23 protein-coding genes and 1 tRNA gene are annotated in these 23,296 nt (G+C 60.6%); 10 read left to right on the top strand and 14 right to left on the bottom strand.

All coding sequences use genetic code 11. The features are described 5' to 3' along the window. The first annotated feature begins 44 nt into the window (after positions 1–44). From ACXR0M_RS19135 to ACXR0M_RS19125, 3 genes are all read left to right on the top strand, one after another. Positions 45–1,622: an aldehyde dehydrogenase (NADP(+)) gene (locus ACXR0M_RS19135; protein WP_458833338.1), complete on the top strand. Its 1,578-nt coding sequence runs from the start codon at positions 45–47 to the stop codon at positions 1,620–1,622. A gap of 3 nt (positions 1,623–1,625) precedes the next feature. Continuing rightward, a complete protein-coding gene (locus ACXR0M_RS19130; RefSeq protein WP_458833337.1) occupies positions 1,626–2,891 on the top strand; it encodes an NAD(P)/FAD-dependent oxidoreductase in 1,266 nt (421 codons plus the stop codon). Positions 2,892–2,959: 68 nt separating this feature from the next. Beyond that, the gene (locus ACXR0M_RS19125; protein WP_458833336.1) at positions 2,960–3,922 is read left to right on the top strand and encodes a Dyp-type peroxidase; all 963 of its coding nucleotides are present in this window, start codon (positions 2,960–2,962) and stop codon (positions 3,920–3,922) included. Positions 3,923–3,949: 27 nt separating this feature from the next. Here ACXR0M_RS19125 and ACXR0M_RS19120 read toward each other — a convergent pair whose 3' ends face one another. The 4 genes from ACXR0M_RS19120 to mug all read right to left on the bottom strand — a co-directional run bounded on the left by ACXR0M_RS19120 (position 3,950) and on the right by mug (position 7,533). Beyond that, positions 3,950–5,938, bottom strand: coding sequence for a peptidase U32 family protein (locus tag ACXR0M_RS19120; protein ID WP_458833335.1), 1,989 nt, complete (start codon positions 5,936–5,938; stop codon positions 3,950–3,952). A 195-nt stretch (positions 5,939–6,133) separates the two neighbouring features. Beyond that, entirely contained in the window at positions 6,134–6,514 is a 381-nt protein-coding gene (locus ACXR0M_RS19115; RefSeq protein WP_458833334.1) for a RidA family protein, read from the bottom strand. Between the two features lie 171 nt (positions 6,515–6,685). Next, positions 6,686–6,760: transfer RNA gene (locus ACXR0M_RS19110), tRNA-Gln, on the bottom strand. Positions 6,761–7,014: 254 nt separating this feature from the next. Then, positions 7,015–7,533 (bottom strand): G/U mismatch-specific DNA glycosylase, encoded by a 519-nt coding sequence (mug, locus tag ACXR0M_RS19105; RefSeq protein WP_458833486.1) that lies wholly within the window; start codon positions 7,531–7,533, stop codon positions 7,015–7,017. Positions 7,534–7,618: 85 nt separating this feature from the next. On the opposite strand from mug, the gene ACXR0M_RS19100 reads away from it, so the two are divergent. After that, positions 7,619–8,563, top strand: a complete 945-nt coding sequence (locus ACXR0M_RS19100) for a LysR family transcriptional regulator (protein WP_458833333.1) — start codon at positions 7,619–7,621, stop codon at positions 8,561–8,563. A 44-nt stretch (positions 8,564–8,607) separates the two neighbouring features. Here the strand turns inward: ACXR0M_RS19100 and ACXR0M_RS19095 are convergent, their stop codons facing one another. Both ACXR0M_RS19095 and ACXR0M_RS19090 read right to left on the bottom strand, forming a co-directional pair. After that, on the bottom strand, positions 8,608–8,859 hold the full coding sequence (locus ACXR0M_RS19095) for a DUF2790 domain-containing protein (protein ID WP_458833332.1): 252 nt from the start codon (positions 8,857–8,859) through the stop codon (positions 8,608–8,610). A 267-nt stretch (positions 8,860–9,126) separates the two neighbouring features. Further along, complete coding sequence (locus ACXR0M_RS19090; protein WP_458833331.1) at positions 9,127–10,323, bottom strand: MFS transporter; 1,197 nt, start codon at positions 10,321–10,323, stop codon at positions 9,127–9,129. 131 nt (positions 10,324–10,454) lie between these two features. On the opposite strand from ACXR0M_RS19090, the gene ACXR0M_RS19085 reads away from it, so the two are divergent. Then, positions 10,455–11,105, top strand: coding sequence for a TetR/AcrR family transcriptional regulator (locus tag ACXR0M_RS19085; protein WP_458833330.1), 651 nt, complete (start codon positions 10,455–10,457; stop codon positions 11,103–11,105). A gap of 521 nt (positions 11,106–11,626) precedes the next feature. Here ACXR0M_RS19085 and ACXR0M_RS19080 read toward each other — a convergent pair. From ACXR0M_RS19080 to ACXR0M_RS19065, 4 genes are all read right to left on the bottom strand, one after another. Then, entirely contained in the window at positions 11,627–11,920 is a 294-nt protein-coding gene (locus tag ACXR0M_RS19080; protein WP_458833329.1) for a DUF7660 family protein, read from the bottom strand. Between the two features lie 63 nt (positions 11,921–11,983). Then, entirely contained in the window at positions 11,984–12,349 is a 366-nt protein-coding gene (locus ACXR0M_RS19075; RefSeq protein WP_458833328.1) for a hypothetical protein, read from the bottom strand. A 130-nt stretch (positions 12,350–12,479) separates the two neighbouring features. Beyond that, entirely contained in the window at positions 12,480–12,845 is a 366-nt protein-coding gene (locus ACXR0M_RS19070; protein WP_458833327.1) for a DUF6124 family protein, read from the bottom strand. Positions 12,846–13,031: 186 nt separating this feature from the next. After that, on the bottom strand, positions 13,032–13,397 hold the full coding sequence (locus ACXR0M_RS19065; RefSeq protein WP_458833326.1) for a DUF6124 family protein: 366 nt from the start codon (positions 13,395–13,397) through the stop codon (positions 13,032–13,034). Between the two features lie 560 nt (positions 13,398–13,957). Between ACXR0M_RS19065 and ACXR0M_RS19060 the strand changes: the two genes are divergently transcribed. Continuing rightward, a complete protein-coding gene (locus ACXR0M_RS19060; protein WP_458833325.1) occupies positions 13,958–14,482 on the top strand; it encodes an AAA family ATPase in 525 nt (174 codons plus the stop codon). Between the two features lie 38 nt (positions 14,483–14,520). Here the strand turns inward: ACXR0M_RS19060 and ACXR0M_RS19055 are convergent, their stop codons facing one another. After that, positions 14,521–15,012, bottom strand: a complete 492-nt coding sequence (locus ACXR0M_RS19055; protein ID WP_458833324.1) for an AAA family ATPase — start codon at positions 15,010–15,012, stop codon at positions 14,521–14,523. Positions 15,013–15,100: 88 nt separating this feature from the next. Between ACXR0M_RS19055 and ACXR0M_RS19050 the strand changes: the two genes are divergently transcribed. Beyond that, complete coding sequence (locus ACXR0M_RS19050; protein WP_458833323.1) at positions 15,101–15,382, top strand: hypothetical protein; 282 nt, start codon at positions 15,101–15,103, stop codon at positions 15,380–15,382. A gap of 103 nt (positions 15,383–15,485) precedes the next feature. Here the strand turns inward: ACXR0M_RS19050 and ACXR0M_RS19045 are convergent, their stop codons facing one another. Further along, the gene (locus ACXR0M_RS19045; RefSeq protein WP_458833322.1) at positions 15,486–15,926 is read right to left on the bottom strand and encodes a hypothetical protein; all 441 of its coding nucleotides are present in this window, start codon (positions 15,924–15,926) and stop codon (positions 15,486–15,488) included. A 170-nt stretch (positions 15,927–16,096) separates the two neighbouring features. Then, positions 16,097–18,301, bottom strand: coding sequence for an OsmC domain/YcaO domain-containing protein (locus tag ACXR0M_RS19040; protein WP_458833321.1), 2,205 nt, complete (start codon positions 18,299–18,301; stop codon positions 16,097–16,099). Between the two features lie 230 nt (positions 18,302–18,531). Here ACXR0M_RS19040 and proP point away from each other — a divergent pair, with 230 nt between their 5' ends. Then, positions 18,532–20,034 (top strand): glycine betaine/L-proline transporter ProP, encoded by a 1,503-nt coding sequence (gene proP / locus ACXR0M_RS19035; protein WP_458833320.1) that lies wholly within the window; start codon positions 18,532–18,534, stop codon positions 20,032–20,034. Between the two features lie 47 nt (positions 20,035–20,081). Here the strand turns inward: proP and ACXR0M_RS19030 are convergent, their stop codons facing one another. Next, a complete protein-coding gene (locus tag ACXR0M_RS19030; protein WP_458833319.1) occupies positions 20,082–20,948 on the bottom strand; it encodes a LysR substrate-binding domain-containing protein in 867 nt (288 codons plus the stop codon). A gap of 99 nt (positions 20,949–21,047) precedes the next feature. Here ACXR0M_RS19030 and ACXR0M_RS19025 point away from each other — a divergent pair, with 99 nt between their 5' ends. Continuing rightward, positions 21,048–21,986, top strand: a complete 939-nt coding sequence (locus tag ACXR0M_RS19025; protein WP_458833318.1) for a DMT family transporter — start codon at positions 21,048–21,050, stop codon at positions 21,984–21,986. A gap of 47 nt (positions 21,987–22,033) precedes the next feature. Beyond that, positions 22,034–23,293 (top strand): MFS transporter, encoded by a 1,260-nt coding sequence (locus ACXR0M_RS19020; RefSeq protein ID WP_458833317.1) that lies wholly within the window; start codon positions 22,034–22,036, stop codon positions 23,291–23,293. Positions 23,294–23,296 lie beyond the last annotated feature (3 nt).

The raw sequence follows: 23,296 nt of genomic DNA, 5'->3' as shown, positions 1-23,296 counted from the left end.
CGGCACCCGCCGCCGGGGCTTCACTCGAATTATCAGGAAGCGCCATGACTCTGACAGGCCACATGTTGATCGGCGGCCAAGCCATCGCCGGCAGCCATGAAACGATCCGCGCGATCAACCCCGCCACCGATGCCGCACTGGAACCGGCCTATGCCGGCGCCAGCGCTGAGCAGGTCGAACAGGCCTGCGATCTGGCGTGGCAAGCGTTTGACCGTTATCGCGATACGTCGCTGAGCGCTCGCGCCGAATTCCTCGAACGCATTGCCGCCGAGATCGAAGCCCTCGGCGATGAATTGATTGACCGCGCCGTAGCCGAAAGCGGCCTGCCGCGCGCGCGGATTCAAGGTGAGCGCGGGCGTACCTGCGGGCAACTGCGCACCTTCGCCCGCACCGTGCGCGCCGGTGAATGGCTCGACGTGCGCGTCGACCCCGCGCAGCCTGAACGGCAACCTGCGGCGCGTGCGGACCTTCGTCAGCGGCAGATTGCACTGGGGCCGGTGGCGGTGTTCGGCGCCAGCAACTTTCCCTTGGCATTCTCTGTGGCCGGCGGTGATACCGCGTCGGCACTGGCTGCCGGTTGCCCGGTGATCGTCAAGGCGCACAGCGCGCATCCCGGCACCAGCGAACTGGTCGGCCAGGCGCTGAGTCGCGCAGTGAATAAGTCGGGTTTGCCTGCGGGCGTGTTCTCGCTGCTGTTTGGTTCCGGCAACGAAGTGGGTATTGCATTGGTCAGCGACTGGCGCGTCAAGGCCGTGGGCTTCACCGGTTCGCGCAGTGGCGGTCTCGCCCTGAGCCAAGCCGTGCAGGCGCGGCCCGAGCCGATTCCGCTGTACGCGGAAATGAGTTCGATCAATCCGGTGCTGCTGTTCCCCGCAGCGCTTGCCGCACGGGGTGAAGCGCTGGCGCAGGGTTTTGTCGCCTCGCTGACCCAGGGCGCCGGGCAGTTCTGCACCAATCCCGGCTTGGTCATTGCCCGGCAAGGACCGGCACTGCAGCGTTTCATCGCGGCGGCGGCCGAGCATGTCCAGCGCAGCCCGGCACAAACCATGCTCACGCCGGGGATCTACCGTGCCTATGTCAGCGGCGTCGCCGCGCTGGCCGAGCATCCGCAAGCGCAGTGCGTGGCCAGTGGCCTCGCCGCTGAAGGGCCGAACCAATGTCAGACGCAGTTGTTCACCACTCAGGCGGGGGACTTCCTCGCCGACCCACGCCTGCAAGGGGAAATTTTCGGCGCGGCCTCATTGATCGTGCAGTGCGAAACTGAAGATGAAATCCGTCAGGTTTGCGAACATCTCGAAGGCCAGTTGACCGCCACCCTGCACCTGGATGACGCCGATCTGGATCTCGCCCGAAGCTTGTTGCCGACCCTGGAGCGCAAGGCCGGACGCTTGCTGGTCAATGGCTGGCCGACCGGAGTGGAAGTGTGCGACGCGATGGTCCACGGCGGGCCGTTCCCGGCCACCTCGGACTCGCGCAGCACCTCGGTGGGCACGGCGGCGATCCAGCGTTTCCTGCGCCCGGTGTGCTATCAGGACTTTCCCGACAGTCTGTTGCCGTCGGCATTGCAACAAGCCAATCCGCTGCACTTGCGGCGCTTGCTCGATGGTCAAAGGGAAGCCTGAACCATGTCCGACATCCTCACAGCGGACAACGCCGACATCGCGGTGGTCGGCGCCGGCATCATCGGCGTCGCCTGCGCCCTGCAACTGGCGCGTCAGGGCCGTCGGGTGCTGGTCATCGACCGTCAACCGCCGGGCCACGGCGCCTCGTTCGGCAATGCCGGGCACCTGGCCACCGAGCAGGTGTTTCCGATTGCCGACGCGTCGATCCTCAAGCGCCTGCCGGCGATGCTGATGGACCCGATGGGGCCGCTGCGCCTCGACTGGCGATACATGCCGCGCGCGGTGCCGTGGTTCACCCGCTTGCTGCTGAACCTGCGCCCGGCGCCGTTCCAGCGCACCATCGCCGGCCTGCGCGCGCTCAACGAAAGCAGCTTCGCCGCGTGGAATCGCTTGCTGCAGAGCATCGGCCAGACTGATCTGCTCAAGGCAGACGGCTCGCTGCTGGTGTTCGAACGCGGCGAATCGCGGCCAGCCATCGACGCCTTGCAGGCACGCATGCGGCAGCAACAGGTGCCGGTGGATTTCTGGTCGGCCAGCACCGTGCACCGCAGCGCGCCGCAACTCAGCGCGCAGATTCAGGGTGGCCTGTTTTTCCCGCGCACCGGGCATTTTCTCGACCCGTATCGGCTGGTGTGTGAACTGGTGAACGCGGCGAAAGCGGCCGGTGTGCAGTTTCTCCAGCAGGAGGTTCAGGACGTTCAGTTGCAGGAACACGGCGTGGCGCTGATCACCGATCAGGGCCGCATCACTGCGCGTAAGGTGTTGATCGCCTGCGGTGCACATTCGGCAAAACTCACCGCCGCGCTGACCGGTAAACAGGTGCCGCTGGACACCGAACGCGGTTATCACCTGATGCTGCCGCACGAGCATGAGCGCTTGCCGTTCGCCGTCACCTCGCTGGAGCGCAAGTTCATCATGACGCCGATGGCCGGCGGCTTGCGCCTGGCCGGGACGGTCGAGTTCGCCGGTCTGCAGCGCCCACCGTTCATGGAGCGCGCCTGGCAGTTGCATCGCTTGAGCAAGGGTTTATTCCGCCATGAGCTGAACGCCGAAGACGCAACCCCGTGGATGGGCTTTCGCCCATCGCTGCCGGACTCGCTGCCGATCATCGACAAGGTCTGCGACGGCAAGGTGCTGCTCGCTTTCGGTCACCAGCATTTGGGGCTGACCCAGGCGGCGGTGACGGCGGAAATGATTGCGCAGCTGGACGCGCCGGGAACCTGTTCTGACTTGCCGTCACTGCAGGCCTATCGACTGGACCGTTTCTGAGATATCGACAAAGCGTTTTTGCTTTCATAATGGCGCTCGACCTCAGCCCCGCGCCTATGGAACCGACGATGACTTCAGCAATGGATACCCCCGAACCGCAAGCGATCTGCAACCCCATCACCAGCAGCGCGATCTTCATCGTCGCCACGCTGATGCCCGGCAGCGATGCCGCCAGCCAGGTGCGCGGCTGGTGCGGCGACATCGCCGCCCTCACCCGCTCGGTCGGCAAGCGCGTGCCCAACGGCAACCTGTCGTGCATCTGTGGTTTCAGCGCCAGCGCCTGGGACGCGCTGTTCGGCAGCCCGCGCCCGGCATCACTGCATCCGTTCCGTGAGTTCGGGGTCGAGGGCCGCCGCGCCGTGGCGACCCCGGGCGACATTCTGCTGCACATCCGTGCCGACCAGATGGATCTGTGTTTCGAACTGGCGACGCAGTTGTGCAGCGCGCTCAATGGCGCGATCACCGTGGTGGATGAGGTGCAGGGTTTCCGCTATTTCGACATGCGCAGCATCATCGGTTTTGTCGATGGCACCGAGAACCCGGTGGGGCGCAAAGCGGACCACTTCACCCTGGTCGGCAATGAAGACCCGGCGTTCGAATCCGGCAGCTATGTGCTGGTGCAGAAGTACCTGCACAAAATGGAGGCGTGGAATGCGCTGAGCGTCGAAGCCCAGGAAAAGGTGATCGGCCGGACCAAACTGGCCGACATCGAACTCGCGGAAGAAGTGAAGCCGAGCAACTCCCACAGCGCCCTGACCACCATCACCAAGGACGGCCAGGAGCAGAAGATCCTGCGCGACAACATGCCGTTCGGCCGCCCGGGGGCTGGCGAATTCGGCACCTACTTCATCGGCTACGCGCGCTCGCCGGAACCGATCGAGCAAATGCTGGAGAACATGTTTGTCGGCAAACCCGTCGGCAACTATGACCGCCTGCTGGATTTCAGCACGGCGGTCACCGGAGGGCTGTTCTTTGTGCCGTCAGCCGACCTGCTCGAAGATCTGGCGGAGCGCGAACCCGAGCAAGCGTGACGGCGTAGCGCCACGCCCGCCCGTGACTCAGTGTGGCGCGCGGGGGATGGTTTTCAGCAGGTCTTCGGGGCTGATGTGGCCGACCACGCTGCCCGGCTGCGGCATGTTGAGGATGTGACCTTTCATCTTGCCGATGATGTGCATCTCGCACGGTTTGCAGTCGAACTTCAGGGTCAGCACTTCGTCGCCATGAATCAGCTGCATCGGCGCGACCTTGGTGCGTACGCCGGTCACGCCCTTGGCCTGTTTCGGGCACAGGTTGAACGAGAAGCGCAGGCAGTGCTTGGTGATCATCACCGGCACTTCACCGGCTTCTTCGTGGGCCTCGTACGCCGCATCGATCAGCTTCACGCCGTGACGGTGATAGAAGTCGCGGGCCTTCTGGTTGTAAACGTTGGCGAGGAACGTCAGGTGCGACTCCGGGTACACCGGCGGCGGCGTGGTTTCGGCCTTGCGGCTGCCACGCGGGTGCGCTGCGACACGGGCGGCGGTCAGCGCTTCGATCACTTCCCGGCGCAAGGCCTTGAGCTGCGAGTTCGGGATGAAGAACGCCTGCGGCGCATCAAGCTTGATGTCGGTGGCGTGGTACTGGGTGGTGCCGAGCTGACCGAGCAGATCGTGCAATTGCTCCAGCGCCTGCTCCGGCTTGTTGGCGACACCGAACGGACCGTTCAGAGTGACGCTGGCACTGATGCCCTCTTCACTGGTGGCAGTGACTTCCAGTTGTTCTTCACGCAGACGCGCGACCCAGCTCAGGGCCACGCGGCGCTCGGCGGAAGTCTTTTGCAGCGCCTGTTGCCAGTTGTGGTCGAGGTTGCGGTTCAGCGGATGGTTCGGGCGCAGTTTGTACAGGCCTTCCGGCATCTCGTTCGGCTCGACGCGGTAGCGATAGCGCTTCTCGCCGTCTTCTTCGAACTCGCCTTTCGGCTCGGCGATGTTGGCGCGGAAACCCACCACTTCACGCTTGACCAGCACGTTGAGACCATCGCCATTGGACAGCGGCTCGTGGGTCACTACCTGCATGTCACGCTTGCCGACTTTCTCCACGGTGCCCACCGGCAGGCCGGTGAAGGTTGGCGAGTCGAATGCGCCGATGTCGATCTTGCGATCGGTGACGAAATAGTCGGTGCTGCCGCGGTGGAAGGTCTTTTCCGGGTCCGGCAGGAAGAAATGCGCGGTGCGGCCGCTGGAGGCGCGGGCCAGGTCCGGGCGGTCTTCGAGCACATCGTCGAGGCGCTGGCGGTAATAGGCGGTGATGTTCTTCACATAGCCCATGTCCTTGTAGCGACCTTCGATCTTGAACGAGCGCACACCGGCCTCGACCAGCGCGCGGATGTTGGCGCTCTGGTTGTTGTCCTTCATCGACAGCAGGTGTTTTTCGTAGGCGATCACCCCGCCCTTTTCGTCTTTCAGGGTGTACGGCAAACGGCAGGCCTGCGAGCAGTCGCCTCGGTTGGCGCTGCGCCCGGTCTGCGCATGGGAGATATTGCACTGCCCGGAGAACGCCACGCACAACGCCCCGTGGATGAAAAATTCGATGGCGGCATCGGTTTCGTCGGCGATGGCGCGGATTTCCTGCAGGTTCAGCTCACGGGCCAGCACCAGTTGCGAGAAACCGGCCTGATCGAGGAACTTCGCCCGCTCCAGGGTGCGGATGTCGGTCTGGGTACTGGCATGCAGCTCGATCGGCGGAATGTCCAGTTCCATCACGCCCAGGTCCTGGACGATCAGCGCATCGACACCAGCGTCGTACAACTGGTGGATCAGCTTGCGCGCCGGCTCCAGTTCGTTGTCGTGCAGGATGGTGTTGATGGTGGTGAAAATGCGCGCGTGATAACGCCGGGCAAACTCCACCAGCTCGGCGATTTCGCTCACCTCGTTGCAGGCGTTATGGCGCGCGCCGAAGCTCGGGCCACCGATGTACACGGCGTCGGCGCCGTGCAGGATGGCTTCACGGGCAATCGCCACGTCACGGGCGGGGCTGAGCAGTTCCAGGTGATGCTTGGGCAAGGACATAGTTTTTTTAATCAGGCGGTCACGGTTAAGGCGCGCATTGTAGCTGCGAAACGCCCGGGCGGCACGCCTGTGCTGCCAAGTGGCAGCTCGATCTGCTTTTGTAGGAGCTGCCGCAGGCTGCGATCTTTTGATCTTCCGAAGCAAAGTCAAAAGATCGCAGCGTGCCGCAGCTCCTACAGGGTAGGCGGTGTTGCTTCAGGCCTTGGCCGCCATCGCGGTGACTTCCACGCGCATGCCTTCAACCGCCAGCGAGGCCACGCCCACGGCGGCGCGCACTGGCCATGGCTTGGCGAAGAAGCGCTTGTAGACCTCGTTGAACGCCGCGCGATCGGCCATGTCGGTGAGGTAGATGGTCAGGTGCATCACACGATCCATCGAACTGCCCGCCCGCTCCAGCGCCACTTTCAACGCCTGCAGGGTGCATTCGCTTTGCAGGGTGATGTCGCCCAGCTCCAGGCTGCCGTCGGCGTGGGTCGGGATCTGGGTCGACACCAGAATGCCGTTGAAACCGACCACGTCGGAGGAAATCGAATCCGCGTCCGGATCAGGGGTGAAGCTGAGGTCTTGATTGGCCATGTAAGTCTCTTGTCTGCAGAGCGTGAGGGTCGCCGGCGAGCAACCTGCCGGGCTTGTCGCGGGGCAGTTTACAACAGTCCTCCGCTGCGGCTCAGGCCAGCATCGCGGCCAGCGCCAAATCGCGCGCATAAAAAAACGCCAGCCCTTTCGGACTGGCGTTTTTTCTGAATATGGCAGGGGCGGCTGGATTCGAACCAACGCATGGCAGGATCAAAACCTGCTGCCTTACCGCTTGGCGACGCCCCTGTATCTCAAACTCTGTAACAAGCTCTGCGAGAATGGGCCGCAATTTACCAACCTTTTCCCGAACTGGGAAGCCCCGAGTGCAAAAAAATTTGTTTTAAAACAGCCAGTTATTTCTGGAGCATGGCGGGCGCCGGGATTCACTGCGGCAAATCGAATGCAATTGACTGGTGAATCGGGGCTTTCAAGGACTGCGCATCGCCCCTGCTGCCCTCTTGAAAAGGGCTCGTCACCCAGAAAAAACCGGTCGCATGCCTTTACCCGTGAGCGATCAATGCCGCATGCAATGCTCGATACGCCGCTACCAGTTGTTCAAGAGAGAACGCGCGATTGCGCCCGCTCGGATTCGGCAACACCCACACCTGCGCGCCGCTAAAGGTCTCTTCCTGCGCCCCCCATGCCACGACTTTCTGCCCCGACAACGCGGCATACCCAGCCTTGCCAAGAAACGCCACATAACGCGGCGCATAGCGGCTGATCTTCTGGTCAAAGCCCATAGCCGCTGCGGCAAATTCATGCGCTGCCAACTGATCCGCCCGCGCCGTCGGTCGCTCGACCACCGCTGTCAATCCGCAGCCGAATTGCATGAGGCTGCGATCATCCTCTGCCCGCAGCTCATGCGGGGTGAACCCGGCCAGGTGCAAGGTGCGCCAGAAGCGATTGCCACGCCCTGCAAAATGATGCCCTTGCGCCGCCGCGAGCAATCCCGGATTGATTCCGCAGAACACCACGGAAAGCCCCGGCGCCAGAATGTCTTCAAGCCCTTCACCCGCCATGCGCCCGCCCTCGTTCGCAAACATTTGCATCTCCCCCCACGGCAAACCCTAGAATGGCTGCCCGATCCACAGAGACCACGCCACGATGGACGTTATTCAGACCCTGCGCTGTTTCGTCGCCGTCGCCCAGAGCGGCAGCTTCACCGCGGCGGCCGAGGTGCTCGACACCACCACGACCAACGTGTCCAAAGCCGTCTCCAGCCTCGAAGCCCGGCTGCACACGCGCCTGATTAACCGCACCACCCGCCGCCTCGCCCTGACCGAAGCAGGCATGCGTTATTTGCAGCGCGCCGAAAAAATCCTCGATGACCTGCGCGAAGCCGATGAAGAAGCCGGCACCGCCCAGACCCTGCCGGTCGGGCGCCTGAAGATCCACGCCATGGCCGCTATCGGCAACCACTACGTGATCAACGCCATCGCCCGCTACCGCGAGATTCACCCGACGGTGATGTTCGACCTGACCCTGAGCAATCGCCTGCCCGACCTGCTCGAAGAAGGCTACGACATGTCGATCGTCCTCGCCCGCGACCTGCCCGATTCCGGCTTCGTCGCGCAGCGTCTGGGCAGCACTTACAGCATCCTCTGCGCCGCGCCATCGTACCTGGCCAGACGCGGCCACCCCGCCACACCCGCCGACCTCGCCGCGCATGACTGCCTGCGTATCGTCAACACGGTGATGCCCGCGGAAAACTGGGTGTTCGACGGGCCACAAGGCATGCAAACGCAGAACATCCCCGACTCGCCCTTCCATATCAACACCGCCGACGGCATGGCCACGGCGATCAGAAATGGCATGGGCATCGGCATTCAGCCGCTGGCCTCCGCTGTCGAAGGATTGGTGGGAGGAACGTTGGTGCGGGTTCTGCCGAAATACCGCCTGGAGGAATACAACCTGTTTGCGATCTATCCGTCACGCAAATTTGTGGACGCGAAGATCAAGACTTGGGTGGAGTTTCTGAAAACCGCCATCCCGCAATTGCTGGCGTCCGATGAAGCCATGGCCGGCGCCGGGGAGCGTGCCAGCGCTTGATGCCGCAGACCTGGAGTGTCGACCCTCCAGCCTCTGCGCAGGCATCAACCGTTGGAACAACCGCTGCCCATCACCTGGTATTGCACGACATGCCGCGCACCGGTCGAATCTTCATAAGTCATCTGCACCGGCACCGGACCGCACTGGTTGGCCGCATCGGTAATCGAAACCACATGGGCGATGTCCGGTTTAGCTGAAGCGTTATAGGCCTCGACCTGAGCGGTTTCGTCCGCCGCAAAAGCTTGCGCGCCGATACCGCCAAGGGCCAGAAGAAGAGCGATTTTTGCAAGTTTCATGATGTTCACCGTCTTGTGGGGAACCGTGCTGGGTCACGGGTTGCAGACGATGTTAGGGGGTGAGGCGCGGGGTAAAAATCGGCGGGCTGGACAAACACTGTGTCCAAAAGAGTGATGAATAAATCCACACACCGTGGGTGCCCCATTCGCGAGCAAGCCCGCTCCCACAGTGGTTTTTCGGTGTTCACAACATCTGTGTCCGACACAAAACCTGTGGGAGCGGGCTTGCTCGCGAAAACGCCAGCCCAGCCAACGCATTACTGGAGCCTAACGCCCCCCACGCGCCCCCGGCCGGAAGCCATGCCCCCGCGCCCACCACGCAATCGTGAAACTCGCGCCGACCAGCAGCACCATCGCCCAGGGAAACGCCGCAACACCCCATCGATCCAGCAACACGCCACCCACCACGCCGCTGCCGGCAATCGCGCTGTTCCACGCCACCACGTTCAGCGACAACGCGACATCGGCGCCGTCACCCGCCGCATCCGCCAAGGCCGTTTGCAATAAGGTCGCCGCGCCGCCGAACGTCAGTCCCCACACCGCTACGCCAAGGTAGATCACCTCCGGCACACGCCCGAGCAAACCCAGCACCACGCAGACTGCGGCAAACGTCGCAAGACTCATCAATACCGTTTTACGCAGCAGCGGCTCCACCAGTTTCGCGGTTAGCCAGATCCCCGCCAGCGCAGCGATTCCGAATACCAGCAACACCAGATCCACCCGATCCTGCAGCCCTGCCGGTGCCACGAACGGCGCGATGTAGGTGTAGAGAATGTTGTGCGCCAGCATCCAACTAATCACTACCGCCAGCACCGGCCGCACACCCGGCGTCGTCAATACGCTGCGCAGCGACATGCGCTGGTGCGCAGGTTGCGGCGGATAGTCCGGCACTTTCACCAGCACCCAGACGATCAAGATCAACGTCATGCCCGACATGATGCCGAACGTCGTGCGCCAGCCCACGAGGTTGCCCAGCCAGGTCCCGAGCGGCACCCCCAGCGACAGGGCAATCGGCGTACCGACCATGGCCAGCGCCAGTGCCTTGCCCTGTTGCTCGGGCTCGACCATTCGCCGCGCGTAACCGGCCAGCAGACTCCAGGCCAACCCCGCCGACACCCCTGCAAAAAACCGCGCCACCAGCGTCACCCCATAGTGCGACGACAGCGCCGTGATCGAGTTGAACAGCAGAAAACCCACCACCGTCAGCAGCAACACATTGCGTCGGCGCCAGCCGCGCGTCGCGATGGTCATGGGAATCACCGCCAGCACCGAACCCAGCGCATAAGCAGTGACCATCTGCCCGGCCATCGACGGCGAAATCTCCAGACCCGCGCTGATCAGCGGCAGCAGCCCGGCGGGCAAGGTTTCGGTGACGATGCAGATGAATCCGGTCATCGCCAGCGCCAGCAACGCGCCGACAGGCAAGCGTTTGGGCGCGGCCGATAAAGTGATTGAAGGTGTCACGGGAAGCTCCTTGAGCAGAGAAATTCAGACTTAGATACCGATCGATATAAAATACTGGCCGCAAGCGTCGCGCGTTGTCAACGACTTATGTATCGATTAGTATCCAAGTTATCTTTTCGAGGAGTTCCGACATGGCAAGAATGGGCCGCCCCCGCGCTTTCGACCGCGACGACGCCGTCGATCAGGCCATGCAACTGTTCTGGCAACACGGCTACGACTCAACCTCCCTCGCCCTGCTGAAGGCCGAACTGGGCGGCGGCATCTCCGCGCCGAGCTTCTACGCCGCGTTCGGCTCCAAGGAAGCCCTGTTCGACGAATGCGTGCAGCGTTACCTGGCAACCTACGCCCAGGTCACCGAATGCCTGTGGGACAAAACCCTGCCACCGCGCCAGGCCATCGAAACCGCTTTGCGCCAGTCCGCACGGATGCAGTGTGACGACGGCCACCCCAAGGGATGCATGGTGACCCTCGGCGTAATGAGTGCGCCGAGTCCGGAGAATGCCGGTGTGGTGGAGGCGCTTACGCAATCGCGCGCGCGTACCCGGGCGGGGATTTTGGCGTGTGTTGAGCGTGGCGTGAGTGAGGGGTTGCTAGCGGACGACACAAATGCCGTTGTCATGGCGACCGTGTTCGACAGCTTTCTGCAGGGGATTTCCATCCTCGCTCGGGACGATATGCCACTGGAAAGCATTGATGCGGCGATTACGCAGGTGATGGGGGCCTGGGATGCTAGCGCCGCCAGCACGGATTTCGGTTCAAAACCAACAACAGCCACGCTCTAAATCAAAACTACAAATCTCAGCGCATTTGCCTACAAATCTTGCGGAATTGGCTGGCTTGTACGCTTTGCGAAGCGGCTTTATCTTTTCGCCGCGTCGACTTCTTGATCTGCGCTGACTCCGCCCAAGGCAGTACGCCGTCCTAACCATCCAGGATGCGCCAAACCCTTGAGAGTTTTACTGTCCGAAATCCACTTTCTTCCCCACCAATCCAAATCCCTGTGGTAAGGGGATTAGCGAAACATCTCACCGTCCCGATGGGCTGCGAAGAGGCGAGCCTTTCCCTTTGCCAAAGCTCCAGTAAAGCTACAGTGGTGCATCCAAAAAGCATGTCCAATTTTTTGGCCAATGAATCTACATCGCAGCGTCATTTACCTGACATTACTTCTCGGCACTGGCTGTGTAAAAACAACGAGCATTCCCCCCGCAGACTTGACTTTGTCGTCCTTTGAATTAGGACCAAACAATCTCACCGGAAGGAGTTGAACCGAACGCTTGAGCGTGAACTCACTGAAGTACACCGTTCATTCATAAAACTTCCCAGCCAACAGAATCTCCGCACACCGTTGCCAGACATTCGAAACGGCAGCATCCGCGTGAGTAATCCTCGAAGTCGCCATAGCCCAGGCAGCCGCCGCATCAAGAAACGTATCGACCGCCCCATTTTCCCAACCCGACGCACTCGCTTCATGAGACGACGGCGTGGTCTTTGCGCGCGCCCGCTCTTGGGAGAAATCAGCACTCAGCGCCGCGACGAACTCGATGAACGATTGCTCATCGGTGACACGTACCAGTAACTCATCAAGATCTACAGACATAGTCATCCTTGCATTGAAAGATTAGCGCCGAGCAGCAGGCGAGCGTCACAGGATGTCCCATCGCTAATCGACCACCTCAACATAACTCGACTCCCCGCCGCCCTCGGCTCCTGACAACCAACCCCACACAAACCTTAGCGTCGTTCGCCCCGCCTCATCCATCCCCACCACCCCGCGCGACCAGCCTGCGCGAATTTCTCCATCCGTGGTGATGCACTGATAAAGCAGCTCGATACTGTCAGCCCCGGTCACCCGGCCGACCTGATTGCCCATGCGTATATGCCCGCCCGCATAAGTCCCCCAAACCGCCGCGCCTTCGACGAAGTAGTCAAAAACCGTGCGTGCATCTGACAACCCCTTAGCGTTGTTCGCCACGCAGAAGCGGCGGTTGTGCAGACGCTCGGTGACTTGCGCAAAAGCAGATTCCATAAACCACATATCCTTAGTTGAGAAGATCCATTAAGCCTTGAGCATCCTATTTGATCGACACGCTGATTTCGATGGCGGACTGCACACGCCGTCCCCATTTCATTCCGCCACCAAGTGACTTGCCCCCCCTCTAGGACGGGGCCTTTACTTCGACGTTGTCCAGCGCCTTGTTGACCGCCAACTCCCCCAACATCACCACTTGGGCAATCCCCAACAACGTATGGCGATTCGGCCCTTCCAGCATCCCGGCAAAATCACCCAGCATCACCGTCGCCGAAGCCAACGACTCGCAAGCATTGACCAGCAAGGTTTCGGTATCGGATTGCGGGTTGACCATGAACAAAGCGCTGGGGCTGTAAGGCGTGGCCATGATCTTCTCAGGCACAAGATAATGATCGAGCGCCCGCTCTGCCGCGGCGTGAAGCTTTTTTGAATCAAATGATTCATAGGGCGACGCCGGATCTGTCACCGGCGGAATATCTGTGGTTTCGGACATCAACTGAATCTCCAGCAAGCGCCCCGCTAGGCACTCAAAGAACCACAAAACGAATCGCCACCTGTAGGAGCTGCCGCAGGCTGCGATCTTTTGATCTGCTCTTGGTCATAAAAAACAAAATCAAAAGATCGCAGCCTGCGGCAGCTCCTACAGGGCGTTCGCAATGCACCGTGGATGTAACCGCAATTAGTTCGGCAAGCGGCGCCCGTCGAGGACTCGATTGACCATCAGCTCACTCAGCATGATCACCTGATGCAGCATCAGCATGGCCCGACGCTGAGAGTGGTCGACGACATCGCCGATATCACGCGCCATGTCACTGGCAGCGGCTAGCGATTCGCAGGCTTCGAGGAGCAGGGTTTCTTCGTCTACGGAGGGGTCGACGAGGAAGATTTTGTTGTTCTTGCGGGAGGGGATTGTCAGCTTCAGTGAACCGGGGTTGAGATAGAAGTTGATCGCGCGGTCTGTCGCCTCTTTTATCCTTTGAGGTTCAAGCGCTGGGTCGTACGGGATCGGATCGGCGTCCGGTGGGTTTGGCGTTACTTTGAACATAGATGACTCTCTACCTTGAATGAATAAAGAGCCGTCACTCTCGCTACCAAACGAAGGGTGGCGGCCACGCGCGGGTTGGTAGACCGGTCAAGATAGCTAACCCGGCGCTCACGAATGAGCCCCACGCATGGTCACCATAAAAGCTGAGCCTCCAAACAGAGACAGCAAAAGTGACGTCATACGGCTATCAAGAAGCGGGCTACCAAACCCGATCACTGTTTTGCAGTGACGAGGAAACGATATAGCCCGCCCCGATAGCACGTATGCCGGCGGATTCTGGAGTATGCGTAGGTAACGGCGCAAGGCGGTGTAGCCGTTATGGCGTAACGGGTTGTGTAATTTAAACGCGTTTAAGGAGGTGGGCTGCGTTTTCGGGCCGTATGAGTGGGTGATAATCCCGTGTAGGAGCTGCCGAAGGCTGCGATCTTTTGATCTTGAAAAAGCAAAAGATCGCAGCCTGCGGCAGCTCCTACAGGGTCCTCCTGTTGGAATGGAATTTTCGATTGAAGGCCATCCCGTCCATAATTCCTTTCCATCACTTACGCGAGCAAGGAGTGCCAATGCTAATTGTGTTCAGCGGCCTGCCAGGAACCGGCAAGACCACCATCGCCAAATTGCTCGCCTCCCGCCTGGATGCGACTTGCCTGCGTATCGATTCCATCGAACAGGCCCTGCGCAACGCCGGGGTTCTGGCGGATGACGTTGGCAGCAGCGGTTACCAGATCGCCAACGAGCTGGCCATGAACAACCTGCGTCCCGGCCACAGTGTCGTGGTTGATTGCGTGAATCCGGTGGCTGAGAGCCGGCAAGCTTGGGCCGACGTTGCGGCTCGTTCGGGTGTGCGGTTGCTCAACGTTGAAGTGGTTTGCCCGGATCAACAGGAGCATCGTCGGCGGGTGGAGCATCGGCAATCAGATATCGCGGGGCTGACGCCTCCGGGTTGGTCTTCTGTTTTGAATCATGAATATGAAGTCTGGAGGCAACCGGTGCTGCGTCTCGACACTGCGAGCCTCGCGGTGGATCAGGCGGTGGAAATGGTTGTGGCTGCCGGCCTGATGGGACATGCGGGCCATCAGGTCGAGTGATGGGGGCTGATAGGGACTCATCGCGAGCAGGCTCACTCCTACAGGGGATGGCGGTGCGTGACGATTTCCAGTCCCTCGCCCGCTTCCGGTACCTGGAAGTACCGCGTGATCAAATCAAATTCGGCGTCCGATGCCGCAAACTCATGCTCGGCCAGAGCGTTGCGCGCATGTAGCCGGGCGCGGCAGGTCGTGTCATCGACTTCGAGATAATGCAGGCGATGCTGCACTCGCGCACTGTCCGCCAGCCCCCGCAGCCACTGCCGATCCGCCACGGTGTTGGCCGGAAAATCCAGCACCACACTCACTCCCGCCGCCAGCAAATCGTTCACCAAAGGCCCGAGCACTCCGCGAATCTGCCGCGCGTATCTGACGTAATCCGCCACGGATTTGATCTGCTCTGGATACAGCCGCGACAGCCACTGATCTTCGCTCAGCACAATCGCGCCGTGTTCCTCAGCCAGTGACGTGGCCAGCGTGGATTTGCCCGAGGCGATCTTGCCGCACATCAGGTGGAGCGTGGCTGTGCTCATGGGGGACGCTTCCTTATGTCGATTGCGGGATAATGCCCAACGCCTGTCAGCGAGGCGATTGCAGCGCCCGACTCAACGAGGAACCTGGATGAACACAATCAACCCACGCCAATGCATCTCATGGCTGCTGCTCGCCCTGCTCGCCACCGGCGTGGCGCTGACCGCCGGCTGTTCGAGCAAACGTTACGCCACCAACGGCTCGAACTGCTACGCCAAAGCCGTGCCCACCTCCGGCGAAGGTGGCCTGGCCTGGGGCGATACCTTGAGCATGGCGCGCAAGAAATCGATGAATAACTGCATGCGTTATGCGAGCCGTTCCGGGGGGACGCCGAATACTTGCCAGGTGGTGCAGGCGCAGTGCAAGCGCTGACGGAGCCAAAATTCATGCTGATCGATGCGGCCCCATCGCTGGCAAGCCAGCTCCCACAGGTTATGGGATGGATGCGGGATTGGCGCATTACATCAGGACTTAACTAGGCCCCGCGCTTGAGCACCGCCGTCGAAACCCGTGGCTGGATCGACTTCTCGATCAACGCAACAATGTCTTTTGCGCCAAAGCAGCGGAACAGAAGACTGCCGGCATCGGTGTCTAGACAGACGATTTTAGTGATGAAGCCACCTTCAAGAGTGACCTTGCGGATCATCCCCAGCGGCACTCTGATGTCCAGTGTGCCGTCCTGAACCAGGCGGTTCATGGCGTTGGCGTTCAAGTACACGGCGGCGTTCGTCAGAGTCATTTTGCCGCCGACCCACAGCCCGCCGTAAACCTCCTGGAAACCCTCCAGCACATCGGCCAGCGCGCCGACATTGCCACTGCCGGCGACATCGTAGAAATCTCCGACGCCTTCGTAGTCCACTTCGACGTCAGCCACCAGAAAGTTGACCAGCTTCGACTTGATGACCTTCTCTTCCATCCTTGTTCTCCATGTTCCCACAATACTCACTTGTGGTGAGGGGATTTATCCCCGATGGACTGCGCAGCAGTCCGCCTCTTGATTGGTTGAAGAAGCTGAGCCCGCTCCGCGCGCCATCGGGGATAAATCCCCTCACTACAGATTTACTCAGCGCAAGTGAACGTTTGCTATTAGCGATTCAACGCCGCCGCATTAGCCCGTGCCGCATGCAGCTTCTTGTAACTGTCGATCAGACGCAGATGACGATCCAGCCCTTCGAGCTTCATGCTGGTCGGCGTCAGACCATGGAAACGCACGCTGCCGTTGACCGAGCCGATCGCCGCGTCCATGCGCTCGTCGCCGAACATGCGGCGGAAGTTGGCTTCGTAGTCAGCCAGTTCAAGGTCGTCGTCCAGTTCCATTTCCAGGCAGACGTTGACCGCCTGATAAAACAAACCGCGCTCGACGGTGTTGTCGTTGTACTGCAGGAAGGCTTCGACCAGGTCTTTGGCCTGTTCGTATTTCTGCAGGGCGAGGTAGATCAGCAGGCGCAGTTCCAGAATGGTCAGTTTGCCCCACGGCGTGTTGTCGTCGAATTCGATGCCGATCAGCGTGGTGATGTCGGTGTAATCGTCCAGCTCGCTTTTTTCCAGACCTTGCGCGAGGTTGCGCAAACCGACCTTGCTCAGGCTGTGCAGGTTGAGGATGTCGGCGCGGAACTGCAGGGCCTTGTTGGTGTTGTCCCAGATCAGGTCGTCGACCGGGTAGATTTCCGAGTAGTCCGGCACCAGGATCCGACAGGCGTTAGCGCCGAGGTCGTCGTAGACCGCCATGTACGCCTCTTTGCCCAGGTCTTCGAGGATCCCGAACAGGGTGGCGGCTTCTTCGGCGTTGGAGTTCTCGCCCTGCGCGGAGAAGTCCCACTCGACGAATTCGAAGTCAGGCTTGGCGCTGAAGAAACGCCACGACACCACACCGCTGGAATCGATGAAGTGCTCGACGAAGTTGTTCGGCTCGGTCACGGCCTGGCCGGAGAACGTCGGCTGCGGCAGGTCGTTCAGGCCTTCGAAACTGCGGCCCTGCAGCAATTCGGTCAGGCTGCGTTCCAGCGCCACTTCCAGGCTTGGGTGCGCGCCGAACGAGGCGAATACGCCGCCAGTACGCGGGTTCATCAGGGTCACGCACATCACCGGGAACTCCCCGCCCAGCGACGCATCCTTGACCAGCACCGGGAAGCCCTGCTCTTCCAGACCTTTGATCCCGGCGAGAATGCTCGGATACTTTTCCAACACGTGCTGCGGCACGTCTGGCAGGGCCATTTCGCCTTCAAGGATTTCGCGTTTGACCGCGCGCTCGAAGATCTCCGACAGGCACTGCACCTGCGCTTCGGCCAGGGTGTTGCCGGCGCTCATGCCGTTACTCAGGAACAGGTTTTCGATCAGGTTGGACGGAAAGTACACCACCTCGCCATCCGACTGACGCACAAACGGCAGCGAGCAGATGCCGCGCTGGGTATTGCCGGAGTTGGTGTCGTACAGGTGCGAGCCCTTGAGTTCGCCGTCGCGGTTATAAATGCCCAGGCAGTATTCGTCGAGAATCTCTTCCGGCAACTCGTCTTTCGGGCCGGGCTTGAACCAGCGCTCGTTCGGGTAATGCACGAACTCGGCGGTGGCGATGTCTTCGCCCCAGAACTGGTCGTTGTAGAAGAAGTTGCAGTTCAGACGCTCGATGAACTCGCCCAGCGCCGAGGCCAGCGCGCCCTCTTTGGTCGCGCCCTTGCCGTTGGTGAAGCACATTGGCGAGTGCGCGTCGCGGATGTGCAGCGACCACACGTTAGGTACGATGTTGCGCCACGAAGCGATTTCGATCTTCATCCCGAGATCGGCAAGGATCCCCGACATGTTGGCGATGGTCTGTTCCAGCGGCAGGTCTTTGCCGACGATGTAGGTGCCCGCCTCCGATGTCGAATGCGGCATCAGCAACGCTTGCGCATCGGCGTCGAGGTTCTCGACTTCCTCGATCACGAACTCGGGACCGGTCTGCACGACTTTCTTCACCGTGCAGCGATCGATCGAACGCAGGATGCCCAGACGATCCTTCTCGGAAATGTCCGCCGGCAACTCGACCTGAATCTTGAAGATCTGGTTGTAGCGGTTTTCCGGGTCGACGATGTTGTTCTGCGACAGCCGAATATTGTCGGTCGGGATGTTGCGCGTTTCGCAGTACAGCTTGACGAAGTAAGCCGCGCACAAGGCCGACGACGCCAGGAAGTAGTCGAACGGACCGGGTGCCGAGCCATCGCCCTTGTAGCGAATGGGCTGATCGGCGATCACCGTGAAGTCGTCGAACTTGGCTTCAAGTCGAAGGTTGTCGAGAAAGTTGACCTTGATTTCCATGCGGGTTTACCAGAGAGCAAAAACGAATTGGCGGCCATTATCCGGGTTTTCCGCCTGACGTCTTGTGCTTTTACATCATCGCCGCCAGGCGGGCCGCGCTGCGTGTGCGCGGGTACGGACGACAAAAATGCCCTGAGCAGTGAATTATTTGGTGTCTTCTTGTATCTGACGGAAAGAACCCATGCCACCAAAACAATGGCATCGAATCCGTTCAGCTATGAGTGACCCGCATGAAATCAAGGAAAAACAAGGTCAATCCCATCGGATTGAAAGACATCACGATTGTCGACGACGCCAAGATGCGCAAGGCGATCACCGCCGCCGCACTGGGCAACGCCATGGAATGGTTCGACTTCGGCGTCTACGGCTTTGTCGCCTACGCACTGGGCAAGATCTTCTTCCCCGGCGCCGACCCCGGCGTGCAGATGATTGCAGCGCTGGCGACCTTCTCGGTGCCGTTCCTGATTCGACCGCTGGGCGGGCTGTTCTTCGGTGCGCTGGGCGACAAGTATGGACGCCAGAAAGTATTGGCCGCGACCATCGTGATCATGTCGCTGAGCACCTTCGCCATCGGCTTGATACCGTCTTACGAGTCGATCGGCATCTGGGCGCCGATCCTGCTGTTGCTGGCGAAAATGGCTCAGGGTTTCTCGGTCGGCGGCGAATACACCGGCGCGTCGATCTTCGTCGCCGAATACGCGCCTGACCGCAAACGCGGGTTTCTTGGCAGCTGGCTGGACTTCGGTTCGATTGCCGGTTTTGTCCTCGGTGCCGGCGTGGTGGTGCTGATTTCAACCATCATCGGTGAAGAGAAATTCCTCGAATGGGGCTGGCGTCTGCCGTTCTTCCTCGCCCTGCCACTGGGCATGATCGGCCTCTATCTGCGTCACGCGCTGGAAGAAACCCCGGCGTTCCAGCAGCACGTCGAGAAACTCGAAGAAGGTGACCGCGAAGGTCTGGCCGGCGGGCCGAAGGTCTCGTTCAAGGAGGTCGCGACCAAGCACTGGCGCAGCCTGATGACCTGCATCGGCGTGGTAGCGGTGACCAACGTCACCTATTACATGCTGCTGACCTACATGCCGAGCTACCTGTCGCACAACCTGCACTACAGCGAAAACCGCGGCGTGCTGATCATCATCGCGATCATGGTCGGCATGTTGTTCGTGCAGCCGGCGATTGGTTTTATCAGTGACAAGATCGGTCGCAAACCTTTCATCGTGGTTGGCAGCATCGGCTTGTTTCTGCTGGCGATTCCGGCGTTCATGCTGATCAACAGCGGCAAGATCGGCTTGATCTTTTCCGGCCTGCTGATGCTCGCCGTGTTGCTCAATTTCTTCATCGGTGTGATGGCCTCGACCCTGCCGGCGATGTTTCCCACGCACATCCGCTACAGCGCGCTGGCCGCGGCATTCAATGTCTCGGTGCTGATCGCCGGCCTGACTCCGACCGTCGTCGCCTGGCTGGTGGAAAGCACCAATGACCTGTACATGCCGGCCTATTACCTGATGGTGATTGCCGTGGTCGGCCTGATCACCGGCGTGACCATGAAGGAAACCGCCAACAAGCCGCTGCGCGGTGCCGCACCGGCCGCGTCGGATCTTGAGGAAGCTAAAGAGCTGCTCAAGGAACACCACGATCATATTGAACAGAAGATCGAAGACATCGACGCCGAAATCGCCGAACTGGAAGCCAAACGCAAGGAGCTGGTGCAGCAGCATCCGCGCATCAACTGATGGATGATTGACGGCAGCCCTGCTCGGGGCTGCCGTCGCTCAGCGTTTCACAGCACGAAACCATCACCGATCAAACGCACCAACACCTCCCCCGCCTCACTCAATTCACCCGGCGCCTGCGTCAGCCGCAGTTCATGCAACGGCAGCTCGGGAAAACCGTCGTCGCTACCCAGCACGCGCATCCCCGGGCGCACTTGCGCACGATCAACAATGCCTACCGCCAGTCCAGCCTCGATGGCGGTTTCCAGCGCAGTGGCGCCGGCGCTGACGATCACCGCCCGCCACCGCCTGCCGCGCTCACTCAACGCATCCACCGCCACACTGCGATAGGGACAGCCCTTTCCGTGCAAGGCCAACGGCACCGGCCTGGTGAGATCCTGGGTGTAGTTGTGCGCTGCGACCCATACCGGTTGAGTCAGTCCAAGCACTTTCACGCAGCGCACCGATGCAGCGGCATCGGCGACAACCACCAGCAATGCCAGATCCAGTTGCCCACGTTCCAGCCGCGCGCTCAACCGGCCGCTGGCACCGGTTTCAACTTCCAGTTCGATGTACGGAAAGTCCGCCGACAGGTGCGGCAGCGTACAGCCGAGCACTGCACCAGCGTACTCCTCGGAAATCCCCAGTCTGACTCGGCCGCTGGCCAACGGCGTGCTGAAACTGGCCAGCAACTGATCGTGATGACGCAGCAGTTCGGCGCTTTGCAGGGCGAAACGCCGGCCCAGTGGCGTGAGGTTGACAGTCTGGTTGTCGCGCTCCAGCAAACGTCCGCCGGCGAGCGCCTCCAGACGCCGTACATGCAAGCTGACCGCTGACGGACTTTTGTTCAGAAAGCTCGCCGCGGCAAGAAATTGTCCGAAGCGCACGATCGCCTGAAAGGTGCGTAACAGTTCGATATCAAGGGCTTCGGCCATGCTTGAGAAATCCTGCATCAGTGGTGCGAAACGTATCGTTTGAATGCATCAGCGCTTGATTCATATCATCGAATTCAGCCCTTTGTCAGGCGCCATTCGATGAACGTCATTTCTATTCGCGGTTCACTGTTGAGCTTTGTCTTGCTGATGGCGATGGTGGTCAGCTGGAGCTCCGGTTTCATCGGTTATCGCTACATCGCTGATCAAGGCAGCGTGTACCTGGCTTCGTTATGGCGATTTGTGCTGGCGGCGTTGCTGTTGCTGCCGTTCGCTTGGGCGGGCTTGCGGGGATTGCGCGGTAAGGATGTGCTGCATCAGGCACTGCTCGGGTTGTTCGCGATTGGCGGGTACATCGCGCCGATTGCCGCTTCGATTCAACTCGGCGTCTCACCGGGCACCGCTTCGCTGTTTGCCAATTTCCTACCGCTGACGATTGTGCTGTTGGCCGGGCGAGTGCCGGGCCAGCGTACCCGTGGCTGGCAATGGCTCGGGTTGATGCTTTGCGTGGTCGGCATGTTACTGGCCAGCGCGGCCAGCGTTGAATGGGCCAGTGCGGGATTGTGGATCTACAGCCTGCCTTTGCTGGCGGTGCTGTCGCTGGCGGCGGCGACATTGTTTGAGAAAGCCAGACCCGGCGTGGCGATGCCGGCGTGCACCGCGTTATTCATTCAAGTCTGCGCGGTGATTCCGTTGTTTGCGCTGCTGGCCGGTCTCGAGGGTGAATTGCGCCCGCCAGCGAGTATCGGATTTGCCGGAGGTGTTGTGTGGCTGGTGATCTTTTCGACGTTCGGCGGCTATGGATTTTACTGGCTGTGCCTGCAGCGCTTCAGCATTCAGCGGATCAGCGGCGCGCTGTTCCTTACGCCGCCGGTCACGCTGGTGTGGGCGTGGTTGCAGTTCGGTGATCCGTTGAGTGTCAGTGCGGTGCTCGGTATCGGCTTGACCTTGATGGGGCTGCCATTACTGACAAGCACAAAAACACAGGCCAGCGCGGCCGGGTGTGAAACTAAAGCTGCGGGCGACAAGTCATTGGCTTAGCGGAGGTTGAGTCATTTCGCCGAACCTCGATCACTGAAGATGCCACCGTGAGCAATCACTCCGATCGTCGCAACAATCTCTCACTCGACAGCCTTAATTTCTTCCTGGCCGATGTGCGCGACGGGCTCGGCCCCTATCTCGCCATTTATCTGCTGGCGGTGCATCACTGGGAGCCCGCGAGCATCGGGCTGGTTATGACCCTCGCCGGCATTGCCGCCCTCGTCACCCAGACACCGGCCGGCGCGCTCGTCGACAATACCCGCAGCAAACGGGCAGTCATCGCGATCGCCGCGCTGGTGGTTACGGGCAGCTGCGTGGTGTTGCCCTTTGTCACGTCGTTCAGCCTGGTGGCGATCACTCAAGCCTTGAGCGCTGCGGCGGCATCGGTCTTTGCGCCGGCCATCTCGGCCATCACCTTGGGGATCACCGGCCCACGCGCCTTCACTCGACGCACTGGGCGCAATGAAACCTTTAACCATGCTGGCAACGCTTGCGCTGCATTGTTGGCCGGTGGTTTTGCTTATCTGTTTGGCCCGGTGGCGGTGTTTTATTTGATGGCGGTCATGGCACTGGCCAGCGTGATCGCAGTCGGTTTCGTTTCTGCCGAGGCCATTGATCATGATGTCGCCCGCGGTCTCAATCCTGATGACGCGACACAGGGTATTTCGCCTTCGGGCTTTTCGGTACTGCTGAGCAATAAGGCGCTGTTGATGTTTGCCATTTGCTGCGCCTTGTTCCACTTGGCTAACGCAGCAATGTTGCCGCTGGTGAGTCAGAAGCTGGCCCAGGTCAATCTGCAGATGGCCACGCCGCTGACGTCAGCCTGTATTGTGGCTGCGCAACTGGTGATGGTGCCGGTGGCGTTGCTGGTCGGGGCCAAGGCCGATGTCTGGGGCCGCAAACCGTTGCTATTGGCAGGCTTCCTGATTTTGCCGTTGCGCGGCGTGCTCTATACGCTATCTGATGATCCGTACTGGCTGGTCGCCGTGCAGTTGCTTGACGGTATCGGTGCGGGGGTCTTCGGTGCGCTGTTCCCGGTGGTGGTTAAGGACCTGACTCAAGGCACCGGGCATTTCAACATCAGCCTCGGCGCCCTTTCTACGGTGTTCGGTTTGGGTGCAGCATTGAGCAGCAGTGTGGCAGGCATAGTCGTGCAAGAAGCTGGATACAGCGCAGCGTTTCTGACTTTGGCGGGGATTGCCGGGGTGGCTCTCGTTCTGTTGCTGTTAGCGGTACCGGAAACGTCACAGAAGACAGCGAATGATGTGAACCCGATTGACGATGAAAGCCTCGTCAGCAGGCTGTGAAAC

This window comes from Pseudomonas sp. Eth.TT006, from assembly GCF_054456575.1.
The sequence above is the reverse complement of the archived record's forward strand: the minus strand, read 5'-3'. Positions and strand labels throughout refer to the sequence as shown.